We start from the raw sequence: 23435 nt of genomic DNA on the forward strand, positions 1-23435 counted from the left end.
CAGCCTGGCTCTATTGTCCGCTTCCAACGCTCTGGTTGAACGAGGTCATGCCGATAGTCCGCAGACCGATCTGCACCATCACCCGGTGGTCGAGGGTCGGGGTCGGCGTCGTTACAGAGGTATAGGCGTAGTCGGTGATATAGTTCACCGCCAGCACGAAGCAGTCGTCAACGTAGCCCGCGCCGATGATGTACTGATTGATCTTGTCGGCCTGCAGGTCGTAGCGGAAGCCGCCGGAGACCACCCAGTTCGAGGTCAGCTTGACGCTGCCCTTGGTCAGGATGCCTTCGCGGCGGGTGAGATAGCCGAGTTCGGGCTGGGCGGCATAGTTGCCGTAGATCATGCTGACGGACCAGCGGTCGAAGCTGGCGCTGCCTTCCAGTTCCAGGCGCTGAACGTTCGCGGTAGCCTCGTCGAGGCGGGTGCTCGCGGAGAACGTGTAGGTCCGGTTCGGCTGGTAGGTCACGCGGGCGACATAGTCCGACCGCGTCTTGTCGAGGCCGCTGTCGATCCCGGTGTTGGTCAGGTCGCGCACGGCGTAGGAATTCAAGCCAAACAGCTGGTAGGACTGGCCGACCAGGACGTTGATCGAACCGCCGCGATCGAACTGGGTGGTGGCCTGCACGCCGACATTGGCGCGGCCGCCGCCCTCGGCACGGTCCCAGCCCGAGAATTTGTCGACGCTGAACAGGTTGCTGGCGTCGAAGGTCAGGCTCTGGGCGTCCTCGTTCGGCAAGGTGGCCGCATGGGTCTCGTTCGGCCGCACGATCACCTGGGCGATCGGCGTGACGATGGTGGTGCCCCAGGGCTGCACATTGATGAACGGGTAGCGGTATTCCAGGCCGACCGTGGGCATCAGCCGCGCGATCTGGGTATCGCCTGGCGTCGTGTAGTTGGCGACGCCCGGCTGGTTGCTGATCGAGGAATCGATCAGGTCGGCCCGCAGCGTGGCGAACGGGGTCCAGATCTGGCCGAGCGGGTCGGTGAACGACCGCCGCCAGGTCATCTGCCCTGACAGGCGGGTGTAATCGCCGGGAACGCCGCGCATCAGGCAGTTTGTCGGCAGCAGCTTGGTCGGGTCTGCCGATGTCGGCAGGCACCAGCCATTGGCGACCGCAGCCGCCGAGATCGGCTCGAAGTCCGCCGTCGAACGGCTCAGGCTGGTCAGGTTGGCCTTGTAACTGAACTCGCCACCGAGCAGCGAGCGGTTCAGCACGTTGGAGTAGTCAATGACCGGGCGGACGATCGGCAGCTGGCTCTGCACGTCGGCAGCGGCGAAGCCGTAATAGTACAGCATCCGCGCGTCGAAATAGCTGCGGTTGCCGATGCCCGTCAGGTAGATCTGCGAGGTTGCTTCGGTCGGCGTCGTCAGGAACGACTGCATCGGGTTCCTGAAGGCCGCAAGGTTGTATTGCTGGAAGAACGACTTGTCGCTGATCAGCGTGCCATCCCAGCCCCATGCCCATTTGTCGCTGAGCGCGAACTGGCCGTGGCTTTCGATCGCGCCGCGCAGCCGGCGGTCGCCGGTGGTGTTGGCGAACGCATCCGGCTTCAGCTGGTCGATGCCATAGCCGCGAATCTCGTAGGCGCCGTTGATCAGGCGCTGCCGGAATTCGGCCTGCATCAGCACGCCCTGGCGCGTGGTGATGCGCGGGGTGAGCGTCATGTCATAGTCGGGCGCGAGCGCCCAGTAATACGGAATCTCGAGACCGAGGCCGGTGGCCGTGCTCTGCATGCCCCACGGGATCAGGAAGCCGGACTTGCGCTTCACCGTCGGGTCAGGCGTCGAGAAATAGGGCAGGTAGGCCAGCGGAATGCCGAAGAATTCGAGGTGGGCATCCTCGAAGTACAGCATCTTCTCCTGCTGGTCGTGAATGATGCGCGCGCCCTTGACCTGCCAGAGCGGCGGCTTCTTGGGGTTGTCGCGGCATTCGGCGCAGGCGGTGTAAACGCCGTTCTGGAAGACGGTGTAGCGGCCTTCGCTGCGATCGGCACGGGTCGCCGCCATGCGGGTCTGGTCGGCGGTGTCGAGCCGCAGCGAATCGACGAAGCCATCGCGGTAGTCGTCGCTGAGGTCGATGGCGGCGGCGTAGGTGATCTTGCCGTCCGCATCGGTCATGCGGACATTGCCTTCGGCACGCAGGCGCTTGGTCTTCTGGTCGTAGATGACCTTGTCGGCCTCGACCGTGGACGAGTTGTGGTAGATCTGGACGTTGCCGACCGCGACCACGCGCTGGTTGTTGTAATCGTAATCGACCTCGGTCGCCTGCACCAGCATCTGCCCGTCGTTGGGGCGCTGGGGCGGCCGCGGCCGGGGCGGCAGCGGATTGTAGGTAAAGCTCTGCGCCGTGGACGGCATCACCGTCGCAACGTCGAGCACGACCGCGAACGCTACCGCTGCGGCGAATGGAACAACTGCACGCATGACGATCCGATAGCCGCGCACAGCCGTGCGCCGCCGGGTCGGGGGCGTCAAACTATGGCGGGCGGCGACAACGGCCACTACCCGTCCTCCTGGTACAACAAGGCCAAAAAACCGGTGAGGCCGCCCACGCAGACAGGCAACCACGCCGCAGCGATCGGTGGCATCAACTCGGCCTTGCTCAAATCCTCAGTCACTTTCGACAGGACATAGAGCAGAAAGCCGGAAGCCACGCCACTCAAAACCATCTTCTGCACGCCGCCGAACCGGAAGAACCGGAGGCTGACGGCTCCCGCCAGCAACACCATCGCAGCCAGCAAAAACGGGCGCGAAAGCAGTTTTTGATATTGCAGGCGATAACCGGCCGTGGCGAGACCGGAACTGGCAGAGGATTTTATGTATTGGGGTAGTTGCCAAAAGGACACAGTTTCGGGGGTGGAGAAACTGTTCCGAACCTGCGCCGGGGTCAGGTTGGTGCTCAGAAGGAGGGTATCCTGTTCCTCCGGAGGATTGTTCAGGGTGTAGCGGCGCGCGCCGGCAAAGCGCCAGGCTCCCTGTTCCAGCGTTGCCTCACGGGCCTCGATTCGCTCCTTGAACTCGCCGTCAGGCGAGAATCGGAACACCGTCAGCCCCGTCAGCCGGCTTCCCTGGTCCTGGCTGTTGGCTGCATTGATGATGCTCTGGCCTTCACTGGTGACCTGGTTGACCCAGAAGCCGGATGCGTCCTGCAGCCCTTGACGGTCGCCGAACAGCTCGGCCTCCATCTGCTTGGCCCGCTCCTGCATGCTCGCCGACATCGGGTTGTAGATGGCGGTCGCCGCGGCACCGAGAATGAGGGCGCTGAGAATCGCCGGGGTCATGAACTGCCACGCCGAGATCCCCGCCGCCCGGGCCACGACCAGTTCGAGGCGGCGCGACAGCGTCAGGTAACAGGACATGGCGCCGACCAGCACGCAGAACGGCATCAGCCGCTCGAGCAGCTGTGGCACGCGGAACAGCGATGTCTGGGCCACGAACAGGGCGGAGGCGGTGGCGATGCTGGCGGTGCGCCGCATCAGCTCGATGTAATCGACGAACACCACCAGCAGGAAAATGCCGACGAAGACGGACAGCGTCGCGAGCAGGAAGCGGCCGGCGAAGTAGCGGGCGAGCGTGTTGGCGATCATGCAGGCACCCGGGGCTTACGCAAGACGCGAAGCGGCGCGCGGGGCGGTACTGCCCGCCGCGACTGGCCGCACGGACGGAGGCGTCCGGTCAAAATACGCGTCGATCGACCCCATCGTTACCCGCGAAACCCTCATCCCCAAGCCGGATCCGGCGATTGCCGCCGTGCGAATCCCCATCCGCACACGCCGTTTCCATGTCACACGCTATCTCAACAGTATCTCTTTGATTGGTCAACAAAATGGCCGCGGCGTGAATGGATGTCGGGCATGGTTAATAATTTCTCGCCGTGGCCCTTCGGCCACGTCGCGGCAGGGGGCCTTCGCCTGCAGGGCCGATGTGTCCCAGCCCAGCTTGGCATGGCAAGGCCGGGCGGGTCATAGTGGCCGTTCCGGCTCGGATTCTCATCAATCCGACAGGTAGCAAGCAGTCGCTTTTGGAGGTTCCCTCATGTCCGACGCCGTCAAGGTCGGCTTCGTTCCGTTTTCCGCTGCCCCGCGCGGTGTCCTGGTGGCTTTCGCCGACGAGACCCTGAAATTCGGCCCGGCCACCCGCAAGGCCCTGGGGGGCGCGGTCGAGACCGTCAAGCGGGCGGCGGCGACGGCCCGCTTCAAGGGCAAGAACGGATCAGTGCTGGACCTGCTGGCTCCGGACGGATTGAAGGCGGATCGGCTGATCGTGCTCGGGACGGGCAAGACTGCCGACCTCAAGGACGAGGACTACACCAAGCTCGGCGGTGCCATCGCTGGACGCCTGAAGGCGGGCTCGGAGGCGGTGACCATTCTCGCCGAGCTCGCTGATGGCGCGATGTCGCCGGGCCATGGGGCGGCGATCGCGGCCGGCGTTCGCCTGCGCGCCTACCGCTTCGATCGCTACAAGACCAAGAAGAAGGACGATGACGGCAAGCTCGCTGCGGCCGTTTCGGTCGCCGTGGCCGATGTCGCCGCCAGCCGCAAGGCATTTGCGAGCCTCGCCTCCGTGGTCGATGGCGTGCTGGTGGCGCGCGAGCTCGTCAATGAGCCGCCGAATGTGCTGTTTCCCGCCGAGTTCGCGCGCCGTGCGGCGCAACTGCGCAAGCTCGGCGTTCGCGTCGAGGTGCTCGACGTCAAGGCGATGACCAAGCTCGGCATGGGAGCACTGCTCGGTGTGTCGCAGGGCTCCGCCCATGATGGCCGCATGGTGGTGATGCGCTGGAATGGCGGCAAGCGCAGCGTCAAGCCGGTGGCGTTCATCGGCAAGGGCGTCTGCTTCGACACCGGCGGAATCTCGATCAAGCCTGCCGGCGGCATGGAAGAGATGAAAGGCGACATGGCGGGCGCCGCCTGCGTCGTCGGCCTGATGCACGCGCTGGCGGCGCGCAAGGCCAGGGTCAATGTGGTCGGCGCGATCGGTCTCGTCGAGAACATGCCCGACGGCAACGCGCAGCGTCCCGGTGATATCGTGACCTCGATGTCCGGACAGACCATCGAGATCATCAACACCGACGCCGAAGGGCGGCTGGTGCTCGCCGACGTGCTTTGGTACGTCGCCAAGACATTCAAGCCGAAATTCATGGTCGACCTGGCGACGCTGACCGGTGCGATCCTGGTCGCGCTCGGCACCGATCATGCCGGCCTGTTCTCCAACAATGACGAGCTGTCCGAACGCCTGTCCAAGGCCGGGTTGGCGACCGGGGAGCGGGTGTGGCGCATGCCGCTAGGGCCGGAATACGACAAGCTGATCGACTCCCGGTTCGCGGATATGAAGAACACCGGTGGCCGCAACGGCGGATCGATCACCGCGGCGCAGTTCCTGCAACGTTTCGTCGATGACGTGCCGTGGGCGCATCTCGACATCGCCGGCACCGGCATGGGCGCGCCGGCGACCGACATCAACACCAGCTGGGGATCGGGCTTCGGCGTGCGGCTGCTGGATCGGCTGGTGGCCGACCACTACGAAGGCAGGCGCTGAGCCGTGCCAGGCGCGCGGAACGGAGCAGCGCAATGACGGAAGTGCTGTTCTATCATCTGCAGGACATGGCGCTGGAGGGCGTCCTGCCGCCGCTGCTCGAGAAATCACTCGAGCGCGGCTGGCGGGTCGTCGTCCAGGCCGCGTCCGAAGAGCGGGTCGACGCGCTCGATGCGCATCTGTGGACCTATCGTGACGACGCATTCCTGCCGCATGGCACCTGGCGCGACAGCGATGCGGCCGATCAACCGGTGATCCTGGTGCCGGCAGCTGCCAATCCCAACGGTGCCAACGTCCGCTTTCTGGTCGACAACGCGGCGCTGCCGGAGGATTGCGGCAGCTATGATCGGCTGGTGCTGATTTTCGATGGCAACGACGACGATGCGCTGGCCGCTGCGCGCAAGGCCTGGACCGACTGCAAGGGGCGCGGCTTCGCGGTGACTTACTGGCAGGCCGATGAGCGCGGTCGCTGGCAGAAGCGCTGAGCTGGAACAGCTTGACCCGCGAATGAGCCGACAGGGCATCCGAGTTGGCGCCAATTCACCGTCACGCGGCTGTCAACATTAATATTGTTGATGAATTTCAGCCGGGATGCTTGCGGTCGGCCATGGTCGTGCCTCAAATCAATGGTGGGAACGGCCGTCGATCGCCAGTATCGGCCTGAAATGGGTTGCGCAGGGCAGGGCTCTGCTTCAAGGAGGGACGCGCCGTCCCGGGGGACAGCCGACCGGCTGGTGGAGGGCGCGCTCGAAGATTGACGTGGGAACAGACCGATCGTGAAATCAAATAGCGCATTGCGGAACGGAGTGCTGCTGCTGCTCGTCACAGCCCCGGTGCTGGGGGGATGTGGGGCTAGCCTGTCCGATTATTCGCTGAAGGATCAGGAATGGTTCTCGCGGCCGGCCAGGATGTTCAATCGCTCGGTGTCGATCGAAACACCGCCGCTCAGCCCGACGGCGACTGTCGCCCCCAATGATCTGATCAGCGCGGACGGCGCCTGCGCGGGGATGACGCCGACCGATGCGAACGCCCTGGCTGAAGGCCAGCCGGCGCCCACGGGGTCGGTGGCGCTCGGCCATACCGAATGCGATGTGGCGCGGGCGATCGGTTCCCCCGACAACGTCAACCTGTCCACCAACGAGCGCGGCGACCGGGTCGCGGTCCTGAACTATTCACGTGGTCCGCGCGCCGGCATCTATCGCTTCACGGGTGGCCGGCTCACCGACGTGCAAGGCGTTGCCGCGCCCGAGCCCGCGCCGAAATCCGGCAAGAGGGCCAGGAAGCGCGCGGGCTAACTGACGCGGCGCCGGAGCTGCCGGGAAGCCCGGCGGCTCAGCTTGCGCTCTCATAGGAAGCGCTGAATTCCAGCCAGGCCTCCTCGGCGCGCTCGAGTGCGACTGCGGCATTGGCGCGCGCCTTGCCGAGTTGCGCCGCCTTGTCCGGATCACGGCTGAAGATGTCCGGCAACGCCAGGGCGGCATCGATCTTGGCAATGATATCGCCGATCCGCGCCATCTCGGCTTCTGCCTCGGCGATCTTCTGCTTCAACGGGCGTCTGTCGCCGGGTCTGCGCGGCGCCGGGTCCTCGGTGCCCGTGCGGGGCCGCTCGGTGGTGCCGGCCGGGCGCGATGGGTCCTTGCCGCTGCGGGTCGACAGCACGGTGCGGCGATAGTCGTCGAGGTCGCCGTCATAGGGGGTGACCGCACGGTCTGCGACCACCCACAGCTGATCGGCACAGGCCTCGATCAGATAGCGATCGTGCGACACCATGATCACGGCGCCGGGAAACTCGTTGATCGCCTCGGCGAGCGCGGCGCGGCTGTCGATGTCGAGATGGTTGGTCGGCTCGTCCAGGATGATCATGTTGGGGCCGAAGAAGGTCGCAAGCCCGAGCAGCAGGCGCGCCTTCTCGCCGCCGGACAGGCTCTCCACCAGCGTGTCGCCGGCCTTGGACGAGAAGCCGATGGCGCCGGTGCGGGCGCGGACCCGGGCTTCGGGCGCGTCCGGCATCAGCTTGCGGACATGGCTGTAGGGCGTGCCGCTTTCGTCGAGCTCGTCGAGCTGGTGCTGGGCGAAATAGGCGATGGCGAGCTTGTCGGCGCGCACGACATTGCCGGACACTGGCTTGAGCTTGTTCGCCAGCAGCTTCACCAGGGTCGACTTGCCGTTGCCGTTCGAGCCGAGCAGTGCGATGCGGTCCTCGGTGTCGATGCGCAGCGTCACGCGCTGCAGCACCGGCTTGCCGGGCTCGTAGCCGAGCGTCACGTTGTCGACCGCGATGATCGGCGGCGACAGGATCTTCTCCGGCGCCGGGAAGTTGATCTCGCGCACCTCGTCCGTCACCAGCGCCGTGATCGGCTGCATCCTCTCGAGCATCTTGACGCGCGACTGCGCCTGGCGCGCCTTCGACGCCTTGGCCTTGAAGCGGTCGACGAATGCCTGCAGGCGCTTGCGTTCGGCCTCCTGGCGCTTGACCATCTTGGCGTCCTGCATGGCGCGGGCGGCGCGCTGCTGCTCGAACGAGGAGTAGGTGCCGCGGTAGAGCGTCAGCTTGCCGTGCTCAAGGTGCAGGATCTGGTCGACCGAGGTCTCCAGCAGGTCACGGTCGTGGCTGATGATGATCACGGTGCGCGGATAGTGCGCGAGGTGATCCTCGAGCCAGAGCGTGCCTTCGAGGTCGAGATAGTTGGTCGGCTCGTCGAGCAGCAGCAGGTCCGGTTCGGCGAACAGCGTCGACGCCAGTGCGACGCGCATCCGCCAGCCGCCGGAAAACTCCGCGCAGGGGCGGGCCTGGTCCGCGGTCGAAAACCCGAGGCCGCTGAGGATCGCGGCAGCCCGCGCCGGCGCCGAATGGGCGTCGATGTCGACAAGGCGGGTCTGGATCTCGGCGATCCGGTGCGGATCCTCTGCGCTCTCGGCCTCGATGAGCAGGGCGTGGCGTTCGACGTCTGCCCGGAGCACGACGTCGATCAGGCTGTCGGGGCCGTTCGGGGCCTCCTGTGCTAGGCTGCCGATCCGCCAGCGCGGCGGCAGGGCGATGGTTCCACTTTCGGTGGGCAATTCGCCGCGGATGGCCTTGAACAGGGTCGATTTACCGGTGCCGTTCCGCCCGACGAGGCCGACCCGGGCGCCAGGCGTGATCTGGACCGTGGCCTGGTCGATGAGCAGCCGTCCGGCCAGCCGGATCGAGATATCGTTGATGGAAAGCATGCCGCGTTTTCACCGCTCGCCGCCTGAAACGCAACTCGTTTTCATGCATGGCGTTTCGCCGCGTTCGCGGTTGCGACGTCAGCGGGATCGCAGCTTGGTTTCGGCGTCGTCCAGCTGCAATTGATTGAGCAGGGTCTGCAAGTGGGGTGGCAAGGTTGCCGGATCGGGCGCGAGCACCGATCGCAGGCGTTCACCCACAGCCTCGCAGACCGTGGCGGCGCTGCCGCCTTCCGTCTGTTTCAGCTCTGCGACGCGGCGCGTCATTGCGAGCTCCTGACCCTTGTGTCTGCAGCATAATGATTGTGTGGCAGGTTCGGTTTCATCCGAGGCGGCCATCACAGGCGCGATCGGTGAAAATTGAGTAAAAATGCCCACTTTTCAGCGGCGGGCCGCGGCTCGCGGCGAAAATGCCTTGTCGTGAAACCGGCGTGTCTTAAAAAAAAGGCCCGGCTGCGGTCGGCAGCCGGGCCGTCAAGTCGTCGGGAGGAAAGTCGACGCGGTCGTCAGTAGCAGCGGTTCACGACCCGCCAGCGCGGGCCCCAGGGGGTCGGGACCAGCCGGCGCACGTAGCAGCCGCCGTACCCGCCACCGTAGTAGTACGGGCCGCCGACGAAGAAGCGCGGGCCGCCCCAGCCACCATGCCAGCCCCCGTGCCAGCCGCCATGCCAGCCATGTCCGCCCCAGGCGGAGGCGGAGGTCGGTGCCAAAGCGGCGACGCCGAGGGAAACGGCCGCCACGACAGCGAAGCCAAGTTTGCGAAACATGATCGTCTCCTCTTGCTCAGGGTGCCGGCCGGGCCGGCTGGGTGTTCAAGTGAGCCCCGTCGCATCTGTGGTCGCTCCGATCGACGGCGAGGTTCATGCCCGCGACACTATTCCGCGGCGCCTGAATGGCCGCGTGCCGCGCGGTTCAGATCCGGTTCACGTTGATGAAATCGCGGCAACAAAAGCGATCCGTGCGGTGACGGGAAGGGGAGGCAAAGCCTTGCCGGACGGACGGAAACCGGCTTGCCGGGATGCGGCCGCACCGTTATAAGCGCCGGAATTTCCCAACAGCCGACCAGGAGTTGTCATGGCGATTGAACGCACCTTCTCGATTATCAAGCCGGATGCGACCGCGCGCAACATTACCGGTGCAGTCAATGCGCTGATCGAGCAGGCGGGCCTTCGCATCGTGGCGCAGAAGCGGATCCAGATGACCCGCGGCCAGGCGGAGACCTTCTATGCCGTGCATCGTGCCCGTCCGTTCTTCGGCGAGCTCGTCGATTTCATGGTGTCGGGCCCGGTGGTCGTGCAGGTGCTGGAAGGCGAGAACGCCATCGCCAAGTACCGCGATGTGATGGGCGCGACCGATCCGTCGAAGGCGGCCGAAGGCACCATCCGCAAGGTCCACGCCAAGTCGATCGGCGAGAACACCGTGCATGGTTCGGACGCGGCCGAAACCGCGGCGATCGAAATCGCCCAGTTCTTCTCCGGTAACGAAATCGTCGGCTGATACAGCCGATATGACCATGACGGTGGCCGTGCCTGTGGCCGGCCACCGTTGCCTTTGATGCCTTTGACCGTCGCTGATCGCTTGCGGGTCGCTCTGGGGGGAGCTTTGCAGTGGACTGGTTGACGCATGGGCTGGCCTCGCTGTCGAACGGCAGCTGGATGGCCGCCGCCGGCGCCGAGATCGGGCGGCCGGAATTCTGGGTTGCTCTGACCAAGATCATCTGGATCAACGTTCTGCTGTCCGGCGACAACGCGCTGGTGATCGCGCTCGCCTGCCGCGGCCTCGATCCACGGCAGCGCTTCTGGGGCATGGTGCTGGGCGCCGGCGTCGCGGTTTTCCTGCGCATCGTCTTCACGGGCATCGTCGCGACACTGATGTCGCTGCCCTATCTCAAGCTTATCGGCGGCCTTGCGCTGATCGTGATCGCCGCCAAGCTATTGGTGCCGGAAAACGACGACGAGGAGGTGAAGTCCGCCTCCAACCTCTGGGCTGCGGTCCAGATCGTCGCCGTCGCCGACATCATCATGAGCCTCGACAACGTGATCGCGGTGGCTGCCGCTGCCAATGGCAGCGTGCTGCTGTTGATCCTCGGCCTCGTGATCAGCATTCCGATGATCGTGGCGGGCGCAGCGCTGATCATGGCGCTGCTCGACCGCCTGCCGATCCTGGTGTGGCTTGGCGCGGCGCTGCTCGGCTGGATCGCCGGCGATGTGATCGCGACCGATCTTGCGGTTCATCCCGTGCTGCATCATGTGCTGGACGGCCAGATTGCGCTCAATATTGACGCGGTATCGGCGCTGCTCGGTGGCACGAAGCAGGCGGTGTTCAGCGAGCCGCTGGGCGAGTTCGCGCTCGCGCTGCTCGGCGCAGTGGTCGTGTTGGTCTGGGGCGGGATGTGGCGTGGCCGGCGGCTGCGGGCGCATGCCGAGCATGCCGCCGTCTCCGTCAGCTCGGGCGATCCGCTGTAGGCCTGAATGCCGCCGGCAGGCGGGCACTGCTTACCATTTCACCTCAAGCCCGATCGTGCCCTGGTGGGAGATGAAGTTCTGCCGGAACTTGCCATCATAGTTGGCATAGACGCGTAGCGCGCCGGTGAGGCCGTAGGAGAGGCCAGCGCCGGCGTCGGCGCCATAAGTGCCCTCGCGGATGCCCTGGACCGTGATGGACTGTCCATTGGTGCTGACGGTGATCGGGCTGAGGTGCTGGGCGACGTTGTCGACGAACTTGCCGTAGCCCGAGACGTCGAGGACCTTGCTGTCGATGATCCAGTAGTGGCCGACCTCAGCGCCGAGCAGCACCCGCGTGCGCTCGCCGGTGGCCTGGGCGGCCGCGACCGGATCGAAGCCGCCGGTCTCCAGGAACGCGTCGGTTTGCGCCCGGACGTATTCGATCGCGAGCTTGGGCACGACACGGCTCTGGCCGAGAGCCCAATAGTAGCTGAGCTCGCCGAGCAGGCCGTCGAGTTCGCCGTGGTAGTTCGACAGCGCAAGGCCGGCGATCGTGCCGCGCTGCGCGCTGATGTCGCCCCAGCCATGGACGACCGCACCGGCGAGCGTCCAGTTGCCGACCGTATAGGAGGCGTTGAAGCCGAGCTGGGTCAGACCGAGCTTGGCATTCTGCAGCGCCTCGGGCATGTCGATCTTGGTTTCGCTGCGGTCGACCGAGACACCGACATTCAGGCCCGGCAGCACGGTCGCGCCGAGGCCCGCGACACCGCCATAGGTCCTGCGATGATCCCCGGTGAAGGCACCCTGCGGGTCGGTGCGTGACGAGATGCCGTAGAATTCAGCCCAGCTCCGGAACGCTTGCGGTGTCGCGCCTTCTGACGCGCCGCCGCCAGCGGGATTCCTGCTGAACGCCGCGTTGGTGCCCCAGGTCGACTGGTCGCCGAGCCGGCGCAGGAAGTTGGTGCCGAGGTCGAACAACGCCTGCTGCGAAGAAAATTGGCTTTCGATGTCGGTCGTGTTCGGACCTGGAGGCGGCGGCGGTGGCGGCGGTGGCGGCGCGACAGGGGGAGCGGAGGGCGGTGACTTTGGCGGCGCGGTTGGCGGCCCGTCGCACAGGCACGTGGCATTGGCGCTGGCGACTGTCGCCAGCAATGCGCCGGCGATGGCGGACGTACTGATGGCGGATGCCATCAACCGGCGCGTCAGTGCCAAGCGCGTGAGCGAAAATCTCATCATCTGCAATCGGTCCGGGCGCACAATACCGCTGCGCAACGGGTGGATTTGGGACGAATTGCCCGCAGCGGTCAACGCTTCTGCGGCGCACAAGCATCGAGATTTGCAGGCGCTGTTGTTGCGCTGCCACACACATCACGGGCGCACGGACGGTGATCCGGGACGAGACGGAGCTCAACCACGGGTCTTGCTAACACCGGATTTTCATGTTGGGATTGTTATGCAATCGGAGTTCGGCTGTTTGACTGTGCGTTGAGTGATACGTGAAGATATCTGCACATATCTGAGCCCGTTTGTGGCGTGGCGCGCGTGATGCGCGGCCCCGTTTTTTTTATGTCTAGGAGCAGGAGACAGACGTGGCAAAAGGCACCGTCAAGTGGTTCAACCCCACCAAGGGGTACGGCTTCATCAAACCAGCGGTTGGTGACAAGGATGTGTTCGTGCACATTTCGGCGGTCGAGCGCGCCGGACTGAGCACGCTCAACGAAAACCAGGTCGTCGAGTTCGACCTCGTCGAGAGCCGAGGCCGCGCTTCGGCCGAAAACCTCAAGGTCGGCTAACGTCGGCAGGCTGAGAACCCCGGCGCGTTTTTTCCGGGGCTTTTTTCTTATTGAATGCGACTGCGCGATACACCCGGCGTCGCCAGAGCGGCCGTCCCGGTCTGTCGCGCAACGGCATCAGTCGCGCCGCTTTTGTTTGGCTCTGATCAGGCCGGGTTCGGCAACGCGCCGCCGCTCGCGAGCGATCTCAGGACGTCGACGAAGAACCCGGGCTCCGCGGCCATCACGCGCTGTTGCAGGTCATCCACGGTATCTCCGGGCAGCACGGGAACTTCGCGCTGGGCGATGATCCTGCCATGATCGTATTCCTCGTCCACCAGGTGGATCGTGGCGCCGCTGACATGCTCGCCGGCCGCGAGCACCGCTTCATGGACGCGGCGGCCATACATGCCCTGGCCGCCGAACTTCGGCAGCAGCGCCGGATGGATGTTGAGGATACGCCCGCGATAGCGCGCGAGTGTCGCCGGGCCGAGCTTGCGCAGGTAGCCTGACATCACCACCCAGGCGACACCGCTGTCCTCGAACGCACGACAGATCGCCTGGTCGGCGGCAGGCTCGCTACCTTCGGTCTTGGCGCTGATGTGGCGAACGGGAATGCCCTGCGCATGCGCGAACTGCAGTGCCGGGGCATCGCCATTGTTGCCGATCACGATCCGCGCCCTTGCATCCAGGCCATCCCCAGCGATGGCGCCCACGATCGCGCGCATGCTGCTGCCGCCATGGGACGCGAGGAAGCCGAGGTCGAGCGTGGTCATTGCCTGATCCGGAGAGTGCGGGCGCGGGGCGTCGTCATGCCGTCAGATCGAGATGGCCGTTGTAGATCACCCGCTCGTCGCCGGTGGCCGCGATCACCTCGCCAAGCACGGCGACGCTTTCACCATGCTGCGCGAAGATTTCGGTGACGGCGGCGACCGCGTCGGACTTGACGATGGCGACCATGCCGATGCCGCAATTGAAGGTCCGCAGCAATTCAAGCTCGGCGATGCCGCCCTGCTGGGCCAGCCATTTGAACACCGGCAGCACGGGCAGTGCGGCGAGGTCGATGCGCACGCCGAGGTGGCGCGGCAGCACCCGCGGGATGTTGTCGGTGAAGCCGCCGCCGGTGATGTGAGCGAGACCCTTGACCGCACCGGTCGTGCGGATCGCAGCCAGGCAGGACTTCACATAAAGGCGCGTCGGCGCCAGGAGCGCGGCGCCCAAAGTCATGACCGGCGCGAACGGTGCGGGGGACTGCAAGCTGAGGCCCGACAGCTCGACAATCTTGCGGACCAGCGAGAAGCCGTTGGAGTGCACGCCGGAGGAGGCGAGGCCGATGACCACGTCGCCGGCCGCGATGTCCGGACCAGGCAGCAGCGTGCCGCGCTCGGCCGCGCCGACCGCGAAGCCGGCAAGGTCATAGTCGCCGTCCTTGTACAGGCCGGGCATTTCCGCGGTCTCGCCGCCGATCAGGGCGCAGCCGGAATCCCGGCAGCCCTGGGCGACCCCCGAAATGATCGCCGCGGTGGCGTCCGGGTCGAGCTTGCCGCAGGCAAAATAATCAAGGAAAAACAACGGCTCTGCGCCCTGAACGACCAGGTCGTTGACCGACATGGCGACGAGGTCGATGCCGATTCCGCTGTGCAGGCCGGTGTCGATGGCGATCTTGACCTTGGTTCCGACACCGTCGGTCGCCGCGACCAGGACCGGATCCTTGAAGCCGGCGGCCTTGAGGTCGAACAGGCCGCCGAAGCCTCCGATTTCCGCGTCGGCGCCGGGGCGGGCGGTCGCCCGCACCAGGGGCTTGATCATGTCGACCAGCCGGTTTCCGGCGTCGATGTCGACGCCCGCGTCCGCGTAGGTGAGGTTGTTGGTCTGTTCGGTCATGTTCTGAGGCCCGATTGTCGCCCACCCGAGGGTTTCTGGCACCGTGTTCCGGGTGGTTACGGAAGATTTGGCCAAGGCGCAATGCTTGCCCGTTCGTCGGCAAATTTCCAGTGTTGACAACAGGTCGCCCGGAACCGATCAAGATGGCAATGCCCGCAAACCAGGCGCCCCGGGACCTCGCGTGCTTCCAAACATCATTACTTTGGGCCGGATCCTGCTGGTGCCGGTCATTGTCTGGGCGATCGCGTCCAACCAGATGACGATCGCATTCGGCCTGTTCGTCACCGCGGGGGTCAGCGACGCGGTGGACGGGTTCCTGGCCAAGCGCTTCAACATGACCAGCGAGATCGGCGCGCTGCTCGATCCGCTGGCCGACAAGGCGTTGCTGGTTTCGATCTATGTGGCGCTCGGGGTCTGGGGGGCGATCCCGCGCTGGATCGTGATTCTGGTGGTGTCGCGCGACATCATGATTGTCGGCGCCGTGATCGTGTCCTGGCTGCTCGGCAAGCCGGTCGAGATGAAGCCGCTGATGGTCTCCAAGCTCAACACCGTGGCCCAGGTCGCCTTTGCCGCGCTGGTGCTGGCGGCGCTCGGCTTCGATTTCAACCCGTCACCGTTCGATATCATCCTGATGGCATTGGTGACGATCTTGACGCTGCTTTCGGTGTCCTTCTATCTCGTGGACTGGGTGCGTCACATGAGCGAGATCGAGCCGTCCCGTTGACGCCGGGAGCGGCAAGGCAAGATGCCCGATCCGGTGCAGCGGTCCAGTAATTCTCCCGTGGCCTTGGGCTGCCGGCGTGTCCGGCCGCCGCTCAAGTCGGTTCCGGGGAATTTCTGCAAGGAGTGATGTTGCGTGGCAGGCCGTATCGATCGACCCCGTCAGCTGGCGTTTGTTCTGCCGCACACGGAAAGCCTGACACGTGACAACTTCCTGCAAGGGCCGAGCAACGAGCTGGCGCTGGCGCTGGTCGACAGCTGGCCGGACTGGCCGAACCACATCATGCTGCTGGCAGGGCCGGAAGGGGCCGGCAAGAGCCATCTCGCCGCGGTTTGGGCCGAGCGGGCCGGGGCGCGGGTGGTGGCTGCTCGTGCGCTGACGGAAGCGGCGGTGCCGGAAGCCCTGAGCACCGGGGCTCTGGTGGTCGAGGATCTGGCGCCGGAGGTGATCGACGAGCGCGCCATGTTCCACCTGATGAATCTCGCGCGTGAACATGGCGCCCACGTGCTGATGACGGCGCGCGCCGCTCCGGCATCGTTCGCCGTGGGGCTGCGCGACCTCAATTCCAGGCTGCGCGCAGTGCCGGTGATCGCCATCTCCGAGCCGGACGATCAGCTGTTCCGGGCTCTGATCGTCAAGTTCTGCACCGACCGCCAGATGAGCGTCGATGAAGCCATGGTCCAATATCTGGCGACCCGCATCGAGCGTTCAGTCGCCGCTGCTCGCGAAACAGTCGCCCAGCTGGATGCGGAATCGCTGCGACAGCGTCGTCCGGTGACGCGCGCGCTGGCGGCGGAACTGCTGCGTGACGACACTGCATTCCGGCCGGACTGACGCCGACCGCGCAGGTCCTGCCACCCGCTTGACGGCGCGACGCCTTGCTTCATCATGTCATTGAAACGTCATGTGGTTCGCCCATGCTTCGCCGCAAACGGGCCCGAGCCCTTAAGTCCTCACGATCGGCTGCTTTCTCATGAATTCTGAACAGGTTATTGTTTTAAAAGAGGAAATTGAGGTCGAGGAGAGCCGTCCCGCGATCGTGACCAGTCCTGAGAGATTCATCAACCGTGAGTTGTCCTGGCTGCATTTCAATCGTCGGGTGCTGGAGGAAGCGGTCAATCCGGCGCACCCGGTGATAGAACGGGTTCGCTTCCTGTCGATCTCGGCCAACAACCTTGATGAATTCTTCATGGTGCGCGTTGCCGGTATCAAGGCGCAGATCCGTGAAGGCATCACCGAGCGTAGCCCCGATGGGCTCACGCCATCCGAGCAGCTCGCCAGGGTCAACGAGACCGTCTCCAAGCTCGCGTCCGACCAGCAGGCGATCTGGCGCGACCTGCGTGTGATCCTCGGCGACAGCGGCATCCAGCTGATCGACGGCAAGGACACCACGAAGTCGGAGCGCAACTGGATCGAAGACCATTTCCTCCACAATATCTTTCCGCTGCTGACGCCGCTGGCGATCGATCCGGCGCATCCGTTTCCATTCATTCCCAGCCTCGGCTTCTCGATCGCGCTGCATCTGGCGCGCGTCTCCGACGGTAAGGTGATGAACGCGCTGATCCGCATGCCGGGCAAGATCGACCGCTTCATTCGCCTGCCGGGCGGCAAGGACGGCGCAATCCGGCTGATGACGCTGGAGCAGGCGACCGGCCTGTTCATCGGGCGGTTGTTTCCGGGGTACACTGTGAAGGGGCAGGGTGCCTTCCGTGTCATCCGCGACTCTGAGATCGAAATCGAGGAAGAGGCTGAAGACCTCGTCCGCGTGTTCGAGACTGCGCTCAAGCGCCGCCGCCGCGGATCGGTGATCCGCCTGGAAATCGAAGCGTCGATGCCGGAGGAACTGCGGGCGTTCGTGCAGCATGCGCTCGCCACCTCCGACGATGAGGTGTTTCTGGTCGACGGCGCGCTCGCCATGAACGAGCTATCGCAACTGACGCGGCTCGACCGGCCGGACCTCGAATTCCCGCCCTATGTGCCGCGCCACCCCGAGCGGGTGCGCGACCATGGCGGCGATATCTTCGCCGCGATCCGCCAGAAGGATCTCGTGGTTCATCATCCCTACGAGTCGTTCGACGTCGTTGTCCAGTTCCTGCAGCAGGCGGCGCGTGATCCCGAGGTGGTCGCGATCAAGCAGACGCTGTACCGTACCTCCAGCAACTCACCGATCGTCAAGACGCTGGTCGAGGCGGCCGAAGCCGGCAAGTCGGTGACCGCGCTGATCGAGCTCAAGGCACGGTTCGACGAGGAAGCCAACATCCGCTGGGCGCGCGACCTCGAGCGTGCCGGCGTGCAGGTGGTGTACGGCTTCATCGAGCTGAAGACCCACGCCAAGCTGTCGCTGGTGGTGCGGCGCGAGGGCGGCAGCCTGACGAGCTACGTGCATGTCGGCACCGGCAACTATCATCCGGTCACCGCGCGCATCTACACCGACCTGTCCTACTTTACGTCGGATCCGGTGATCGCGCGCGACGGCGCGCGGGTGTTCAACTACATCACCGGCTATGCCGAGCCGATCGACATCGAGAAGATGGCGGTGTCGCCGCTGACGCTGCGCAAGCGCATCCTGCAGCATATCGCCGACGAGATCAGCCATGCCCGCCACGGCAAGCCGGCGGCGATCTGGATGAAGATGAACTCGCTGGTCGATCCCGACATTATCGATGCGCTTTACGATGCATCGCAGGCTGGTGTGCCGATCGACCTGGTGGTGCGCGGCATCTGCTGCCTGCGGCCCGGCGTTCCCGGGCTGTCGGAAAACATCCGCGTAAAGTCGGTGATCGGCCGTTTCCTGGAACACGGCCGCATCTACTGCTTTGGCATGGGATATGGCCTGCCGTCGCCGAAAGCAGTTGTGTATATCTCGTCAGCCGACATGATGCCGCGCAATCTCGACCGTCGCGTCGAAGTGCTGTGCCCGCTGCAGAATCCCACGGTCCATCAACAGGTTCTCGAGCAGATCATGGTCGCCAACCTGAAGGATAATCAGCAGAGCTGGCAATTGTTGCCCGATGGGTCGTCAACGCGTATGAAGGCCGCGAAAGGCGAGGAGTCTTTCAACGTCCACAATTACTTCATGACGAATCCGAGTCTGTCAGGCCGTGGAAAGTCCCTCAAAGAATCTTCGCCACGCCGCCTCACGCGCCGCTCGGACCGCCAATCACAGTCGTCGTAGGCGCGTGTCGGGTTCCAGCGCCCGCAAGGTGACGCAGAGCATTGCTGTCATCGACATCGGCTCGAACTCCGTTCGTCTCGTCGTCTATGAAAGCCTGACACGCAGCCTTGCCCCCGTCTTCAACGAGAAGACGCTGTGCGGCCTCGGCCGCGAGGTTCAGACCACCGGCCTCCTGGCCGCCGACGCCGTGCAGAAGGCGCTGGCGTCGCTGCGCCGGTTCCGCGCGCTCTGCCGGGTGATGAAGGTGGGGCGCGTGCATGCTATCGCCACGGCGGCGTGTCGCGATGCCACCAACGGCCCTGAATTCATCGCGGAAGCCGAGCGCATCTGTGGTGCGCCGATCGAGATCCTGTCCGGACAGCGTGAGGCGCGGCTGTCGGCGCTGGGCGTGGTGTCTGGCGTCCACCGGCCCGATGGCATCGTCGGCGATCTCGGCGGCGGTTCCCTCGAATTGGTCGATGTCCGCGGCAGCCGGGTCGGCAGCGGCCAGACCTTGCCGCTCGGTGGCCTCGCGCTGCAGGACATTTCACAGAAATCGTTGAAGCGCGCTGAGCGCATCGTCAAGGCCGAGCTGTCCGGCATTGCTCAGCTCGCTGGCGGGCGCGGTCGGACCTTTTATGCCGTGGGCGGCACCTGGCGTGCGCTGGCACGCATTCACATCATCCAGAGCGGCTATCCGCTCAAGGTGATGCACGAGTACAGCATTCCTGCGGCAGAAGCCCTCGGCTTCCTGCAGCGGCTGCGGCGGCTCGCGGCCTCCGACATGCTCGCCGATATCGAGACGGTCGCCGACGCACGCCGGCCGCTGCTGACCTACGCCGCGCTCGTGCTCGAATACATCCTGCGCATCGCCCGGCCCAAGGCCATCGTGTTCTCGACCTATGGCGTGCGCGAGGGGTTGCTGTACGAAAAGCTGCCGCCGGAGCAGCGCAACCAGGACGGCCTGATGGCCGCCGTGCGCGTGCTCAATCAATTGCGCTCGCGCTCGCCGCGGCACGCCGATGATCTGATCGCCTGGAGCGACCGCCTGATCCGCGTCGCCAAGGTCAAGGAGACTGCCGACGAGCGCCGGCTGCGCCATGCCGCTTGCCTGTTGTCGGACATCGGCTGGCGGGCGCACCCCGATCATCGTGGCGAGCAGAGCATGGACCTCGTCATCAACGGTCATTTCGGCGCGATCAGCCATCCGGATCGCGCTTTCCTGGCGCTGTCGATCTATTATCGCTATGCCGGGCTGAATGCCGAGAACGAAGCACCACAGGCGGTGCGCGGACTGGTGTCCCCGCATATGCTGGAGAGGGCGCGATTGCTGGCCGCGATCTTCCGCGTCGGCCATCTGGTGTCGGCGGCGCAGCCGGGCGTACTGCCAGCAACCCAGTTCCGCTCGGTGGGCCGCAAGCTGCAGCTCGTGCTCGATCCCCGCATCGTCGATCTTGCCGCCGACCGCGTCGGCAACCGCTTCAAGCAGCTCGCGCGGCTGCTCGGCCGCTCCGGCACGATCGTCAAGCGCTAGCCGGAAAAGCAACGAGCGTGCGAGGCGTAGCTAGCTAGCGCGCCTCGCGCTTGATCTGCACCACACGGCCGCGGTCGATCGCCAGCGACAGGCGGCCGTGCTTGAGGTCGAGCGCAGCCTCGCCGAACAGTTCCCGCCGCCAGCCGTGCAGGGCGGCGACGTCGGCCTTGTCGTCGCCGGCGATCTGCTCGAGATCGTCCACGGTCGCGAGCACCTTGGAAGCGACGCCATGGCGTTCCGAGGTCATGCGCAGCAGCACCTTGAGCAGCTCGACGATCGCCGAGGTGTTGGCGTTGCTGCGCGGCTTCTCGAGCTTCGGCAGGTTGTGCGGGTCACGGGCGAGGCCGCGTTGCACGGCCGCGAGGATGTCCTGCCCCCACTTGGAACGCTCGAAGCCCTTCGGCAGCGAGCGCAGGTTGGCGAGGCGCTCGATGGTGGTCGGGGCATGGGTGGCGATGTCGCCGATGGCATCGTCCTTGAGCACGCGCGAGCGCGGCACGTCGCGATCCTGGGCCTCCTGCTCGCGCCAGGCTGCCACTTCCATCAGCACGGCGAGTTCCTTGGGCTTGCGCACCCGCGTCTTGAGGCGCTCCCAGGCCCGCTCGGGGTGAAAGTCGTAAGTCTTGGGCGAGGTCAGGATTTCCATCTCTTCGCTGACCCAGTCGCTGCGGCCGCGCTTCTTGAGGTCGGCGTCGAGGGCTGCGAACACCTCGCGCAGGTGGGTGACGTCGGAAATGGCGTAGTGGAGCTGATCCTCGGTCAGCGGCCGGCGCGACCAATCGGTGAAGCGATGGGTCTTGTCCGGGCGGTGGCCGGTGATGCGCTCGACCAGCGCGTCATAGGCGATGCTGTCGCCATAGCCGAGCACCATGGCCGCGACCTGGGTATCGAACACCGGATGGGGAACGATGCCGGCGCGATGCCAGACGATTTCGATGTCCTGGCGGGCGGCGTGGAAGACCTTCAGCACCTGCTCATTGCCCATCAGGGCGAAGAACGAGGCGAGGTCGATCCCCTCCGCGAGGGTATCGATGACAACAGCCTCCGCCGGGCTCGCCATCTGGATGACGCAGAGCAGGGGATAGTATGTCGTCTCCCGGAGAAACTCGGTGTCGACGGTGATGACGGGGTGCTCGGCGAGGCGGGCGCAGGCTGCGTCCAGGTCGGCGGTCGTGGTAATCAGCTTCATGAACACGCTGCATAACCGTTCTTGGACGCCTTGTCGCCCCGATTTCTTCAGATGACAGTGTTGTTTTTTCGAGCCTTTTCGCGTTTGCGAGACAACATTGGGGGCCAAAACCGGCCCTCCTTGGTTGCCCGGCGGGGCGGGCTCGGGTAAACCCGGTCGCTCAAAATAAGGCAGATTCCTCAAGCCCGACGTGTTTTCAGGATGTCCATGCACCGCTATCGTTCCCACACCTGCGGCGCGCTCCGCGCCAGCCACATCGACGAGACCGTGCGCCTGTCGGGTTGGTGCCATCGCATCCGCGATCATGGCGGCGTCCTTTTCATCGACCTGCGCGACCATTACGGCCTGACCCAGTGCGTCGCCGATCCCGATTCGCCGGCCTTCAAGGATGCCGAGAAGCTGCGGTCGGAGTGGGTGGTCCGGATCGACGGCCGGGTCCGCCGCCGCCCGGGTGGAACAGAGAACCCTGAACTCGCCACCGGCGATGTCGAGATCTTCGTGACCGAGATCGAGGTGCTGGGGCCGGCGGGCGAATTGCCGCTGCCGGTGTTCGGCGATCAGGACTATCCCGAGGACATCCGCCTCAAGTATCGCTTCCTGGACCTGCGCCGCGAGCGGCTGCACCAGAACATCATGACCCGCGGTGCCATCATCGATTCGATGCGCCGGCGGATGAAGGAAACCGGCTTCTTCGAGTTCCAGACCCCGATCCTGACCGCGTCGTCGCCGGAAGGCGCGCGCGACTTCCTGGTGCCGAGCCGTATCCATCCCGGCAAGTTCTACGCGCTGCCGCAGGCGCCGCAGCAGTACAAGCAACTGCTGATGATGTCGGGCTTCGACCGCTACTTCCAGATCGCTCCCTGCTTCCGTGACGAGGACCCGCGCGCGGACCGACTGCCGGGTGAATTCTACCAGCTCGACCTGGAGATGAGCTTTGTCACCCAGGACGACGTGTTCGCGGCGATGGAGCCTGTGATCACAGGCGTGTTCGAGGAATTCGCCAAGGGCAAGCCGGTGACCAAGAACTGGCCGCGCATCCCGTTCGCAGAGGCGCTGCGCAAGTATGGCTCGGACAAGCCGGACCTGCGCAACCCGCTGGTGATGCAGGACGTGTCCGAGCACTTCCGCGGCTCCGGCTTCAAGGTGTTCGCGCGCATGCTCGAGGATGCCAAGAACCAGGTCTGGGCGATCCCTGGGCCCGGCGGCGGCTCGCGTGCGTTTTGTGACCGCATGAATTCGTGGGCGCAGGGCGAGGGCCAGCCGGGCCTCGGCTACATCATGTGGCGCGAGGGCGGCGAGGGTGCCGGCCCGCTCGCCAACAACATCGGCCCCGAGCGCACCGCCGCGATCCGTGAGGCGCTGGGCCTCAAGGACGGTGATGCGGCGTTCTTTGTCGCCGGCGATCCCCAGAAGTTCTGGAAGTTCGCGGGCCTGGCCCGCATGAAGGTCGGCGAGGAGCTCAACCTCATCGACAAGGACCGCTTCGAGCTGGCGTGGATCGTCGACTTCCCGATGTACGAGTACAACGAGGACGAAAAGATCGTCGAGTTCGCCCACAACCCGTTCTCGATGCCGCAGGGTGGGCTGGAGGCGCTGGAGACCCAGGATCCGCTGACCATCAAGGCGTTCCAGTACGACATCGCCTGCAATGGCTACGAGATCGCCTCCGGCGGCATCCGCAACCATCGCCCTGAAGCCATGGTCAAGGCGTTCGGCATCGCCGGCCACGGCGAGGAAGAGGTGATCGCGCGCTTCGGTGGCATGTATCGCGCCTTCCAGTATGGCGCGCCGCCTCATGGCGGCATGGCGGCGGGCGTCGACCGCATTGTCATGCTGCTGTGCGGCACGACCAACCTGCGCGAGATCTCGCTCTTCCCGATGAACCAGCGGGCGGAAGACCTGCTGATGGGGGCACCGTCGGAGGTCACGCCGAAGCAGTTGCGCGAGCTGCACATTCGGCTCAATCTGCCGCAGGACTGAAGTCCGTCGGGCGGGGC

At 65.3% G+C, this 23435-nt stretch carries 21 protein-coding genes; 12 read left to right on the plus strand and 9 right to left on the minus strand.

The window, feature by feature from the left end; all coding sequences use genetic code 11:
• Positions 1-10 precede the first annotated feature (10 nt).
• Positions 11-2425, minus strand: a complete 2415-nt coding sequence (locus AB4Z37_RS22940; protein WP_441519053.1) for an LPS-assembly protein LptD — start codon at positions 2423-2425, stop codon at positions 11-13.
• A gap of 77 nt (positions 2426-2502) precedes the next feature.
• Positions 2503-3588: an LPS export ABC transporter permease LptG gene (lptG, locus tag AB4Z37_RS22945; protein ID WP_441519054.1), complete on the minus strand. Its 1086-nt coding sequence runs from the start codon at positions 3586-3588 to the stop codon at positions 2503-2505.
• Positions 3589-4036: 448 nt separating this feature from the next.
• Here lptG and AB4Z37_RS22950 point away from each other — a divergent pair, with 448 nt between their 5' ends.
• The 3 genes from AB4Z37_RS22950 (at position 4037) to AB4Z37_RS22960 (ending at position 6828) form a co-directional block, all read left to right on the plus strand.
• Positions 4037-5536: a leucyl aminopeptidase gene (locus tag AB4Z37_RS22950; protein WP_441519055.1), complete on the plus strand. Its 1500-nt coding sequence runs from the start codon at positions 4037-4039 to the stop codon at positions 5534-5536.
• 32 nt (positions 5537-5568) lie between these two features.
• Positions 5569-6018, plus strand: coding sequence for a DNA polymerase III subunit chi (locus AB4Z37_RS22955; protein WP_441519056.1), 450 nt, complete (start codon positions 5569-5571; stop codon positions 6016-6018).
• A gap of 321 nt (positions 6019-6339) precedes the next feature.
• On the plus strand, positions 6340-6828 hold the full coding sequence (locus tag AB4Z37_RS22960; RefSeq protein WP_441519057.1) for a hypothetical protein: 489 nt from the start codon (positions 6340-6342) through the stop codon (positions 6826-6828).
• A 37-nt stretch (positions 6829-6865) separates the two neighbouring features.
• Here AB4Z37_RS22960 and AB4Z37_RS22965 read toward each other — a convergent pair whose 3' ends face one another.
• The 3 genes from AB4Z37_RS22965 to AB4Z37_RS22975 all read right to left on the minus strand — a co-directional run bounded on the left by AB4Z37_RS22965 (position 6866) and on the right by AB4Z37_RS22975 (position 9507).
• The gene (locus AB4Z37_RS22965; protein ID WP_441519058.1) at positions 6866-8743 is read right to left on the minus strand and encodes an ABC-F family ATP-binding cassette domain-containing protein; all 1878 of its coding nucleotides are present in this window, start codon (positions 8741-8743) and stop codon (positions 6866-6868) included.
• A gap of 78 nt (positions 8744-8821) precedes the next feature.
• Positions 8822-9007, minus strand: coding sequence for a hypothetical protein (locus AB4Z37_RS22970; protein WP_441519059.1), 186 nt, complete (start codon positions 9005-9007; stop codon positions 8822-8824).
• 239 nt (positions 9008-9246) lie between these two features.
• Entirely contained in the window at positions 9247-9507 is a 261-nt protein-coding gene (locus AB4Z37_RS22975) for a sulfur globule protein precursor (RefSeq protein WP_441519060.1), read from the minus strand.
• A 307-nt stretch (positions 9508-9814) separates the two neighbouring features.
• On the opposite strand from AB4Z37_RS22975, the gene ndk reads away from it, so the two are divergent.
• Together ndk and AB4Z37_RS22985 are read left to right on the plus strand one after the other, a co-directional pair.
• On the plus strand, positions 9815-10237 hold the full coding sequence (gene ndk / locus AB4Z37_RS22980) for a nucleoside-diphosphate kinase (RefSeq protein ID WP_441519061.1): 423 nt from the start codon (positions 9815-9817) through the stop codon (positions 10235-10237).
• A 110-nt stretch (positions 10238-10347) separates the two neighbouring features.
• Positions 10348-11205 carry a YjbE family putative metal transport protein gene (locus AB4Z37_RS22985; RefSeq protein WP_441519062.1) on the plus strand — a complete coding sequence of 286 codons (858 nt, stop codon included), beginning with the start codon at positions 10348-10350 and terminating at the stop codon, positions 11203-11205.
• A gap of 30 nt (positions 11206-11235) precedes the next feature.
• Here the strand turns inward: AB4Z37_RS22985 and AB4Z37_RS22990 are convergent, their stop codons facing one another.
• On the minus strand, positions 11236-12162 hold the full coding sequence (locus AB4Z37_RS22990; protein ID WP_441519063.1) for an autotransporter outer membrane beta-barrel domain-containing protein: 927 nt from the start codon (positions 12160-12162) through the stop codon (positions 11236-11238).
• Positions 12163-12190: 28 nt separating this feature from the next.
• Between AB4Z37_RS22990 and AB4Z37_RS22995 the strand changes: the two genes are divergently transcribed.
• Together AB4Z37_RS22995 and AB4Z37_RS23000 are read left to right on the plus strand one after the other, a co-directional pair.
• Entirely contained in the window at positions 12191-12673 is a 483-nt protein-coding gene (locus AB4Z37_RS22995; protein ID WP_441519064.1) for a hypothetical protein, read from the plus strand.
• Between the two features lie 100 nt (positions 12674-12773).
• A complete protein-coding gene (locus AB4Z37_RS23000; RefSeq protein WP_441519065.1) occupies positions 12774-12977 on the plus strand; it encodes a cold-shock protein in 204 nt (67 codons plus the stop codon).
• A gap of 146 nt (positions 12978-13123) precedes the next feature.
• Here the strand turns inward: AB4Z37_RS23000 and purN are convergent, their stop codons facing one another.
• A complete protein-coding gene (gene purN, locus AB4Z37_RS23005) occupies positions 13124-13732 on the minus strand; it encodes a phosphoribosylglycinamide formyltransferase (protein WP_441519066.1) in 609 nt (202 codons plus the stop codon).
• A gap of 34 nt (positions 13733-13766) precedes the next feature.
• Positions 13767-14840 carry a phosphoribosylformylglycinamidine cyclo-ligase gene (gene purM / locus AB4Z37_RS23010; protein WP_441519067.1) on the minus strand — a complete coding sequence of 358 codons (1074 nt, stop codon included), beginning with the start codon at positions 14838-14840 and terminating at the stop codon, positions 13767-13769.
• Between the two features lie 181 nt (positions 14841-15021).
• Between purM and AB4Z37_RS23015 the strand changes: the two genes are divergently transcribed.
• From AB4Z37_RS23015 to ppx, 4 genes are all read left to right on the plus strand, one after another.
• A complete protein-coding gene (locus AB4Z37_RS23015; RefSeq protein WP_441519068.1) occupies positions 15022-15564 on the plus strand; it encodes a CDP-alcohol phosphatidyltransferase family protein in 543 nt (180 codons plus the stop codon).
• A 132-nt stretch (positions 15565-15696) separates the two neighbouring features.
• A complete protein-coding gene (locus tag AB4Z37_RS23020) occupies positions 15697-16395 on the plus strand; it encodes a chromosomal replication initiator DnaA (protein WP_441519069.1) in 699 nt (232 codons plus the stop codon).
• 139 nt (positions 16396-16534) lie between these two features.
• The gene (locus AB4Z37_RS23025) at positions 16535-18736 is read left to right on the plus strand and encodes an RNA degradosome polyphosphate kinase (protein ID WP_441519070.1); all 2202 of its coding nucleotides are present in this window, start codon (positions 16535-16537) and stop codon (positions 18734-18736) included.
• A gap of 4 nt (positions 18737-18740) precedes the next feature.
• Positions 18741-20249: an exopolyphosphatase gene (ppx, locus tag AB4Z37_RS23030; protein ID WP_441519071.1), complete on the plus strand. Its 1509-nt coding sequence runs from the start codon at positions 18741-18743 to the stop codon at positions 20247-20249.
• Positions 20250-20283: 34 nt separating this feature from the next.
• Here the strand turns inward: ppx and rnd are convergent, their stop codons facing one another.
• Positions 20284-21438 (minus strand): ribonuclease D, encoded by a 1155-nt coding sequence (gene rnd, locus AB4Z37_RS23035; RefSeq protein ID WP_441519072.1) that lies wholly within the window; start codon positions 21436-21438, stop codon positions 20284-20286.
• Positions 21439-21645: 207 nt separating this feature from the next.
• On the opposite strand from rnd, the gene aspS reads away from it, so the two are divergent.
• A complete protein-coding gene (aspS, locus tag AB4Z37_RS23040) occupies positions 21646-23418 on the plus strand; it encodes an aspartate--tRNA ligase (RefSeq protein ID WP_441519073.1) in 1773 nt (590 codons plus the stop codon).
• The last annotated feature ends 17 nt before the right edge of the window (positions 23419-23435 follow it).

The sequence above is a fragment of the Bradyrhizobium sp. 2TAF24 genome (assembly GCF_052115025.1).
GTDB lineage: Bacteria > Pseudomonadota > Alphaproteobacteria > Rhizobiales > Xanthobacteraceae > Bradyrhizobium_A.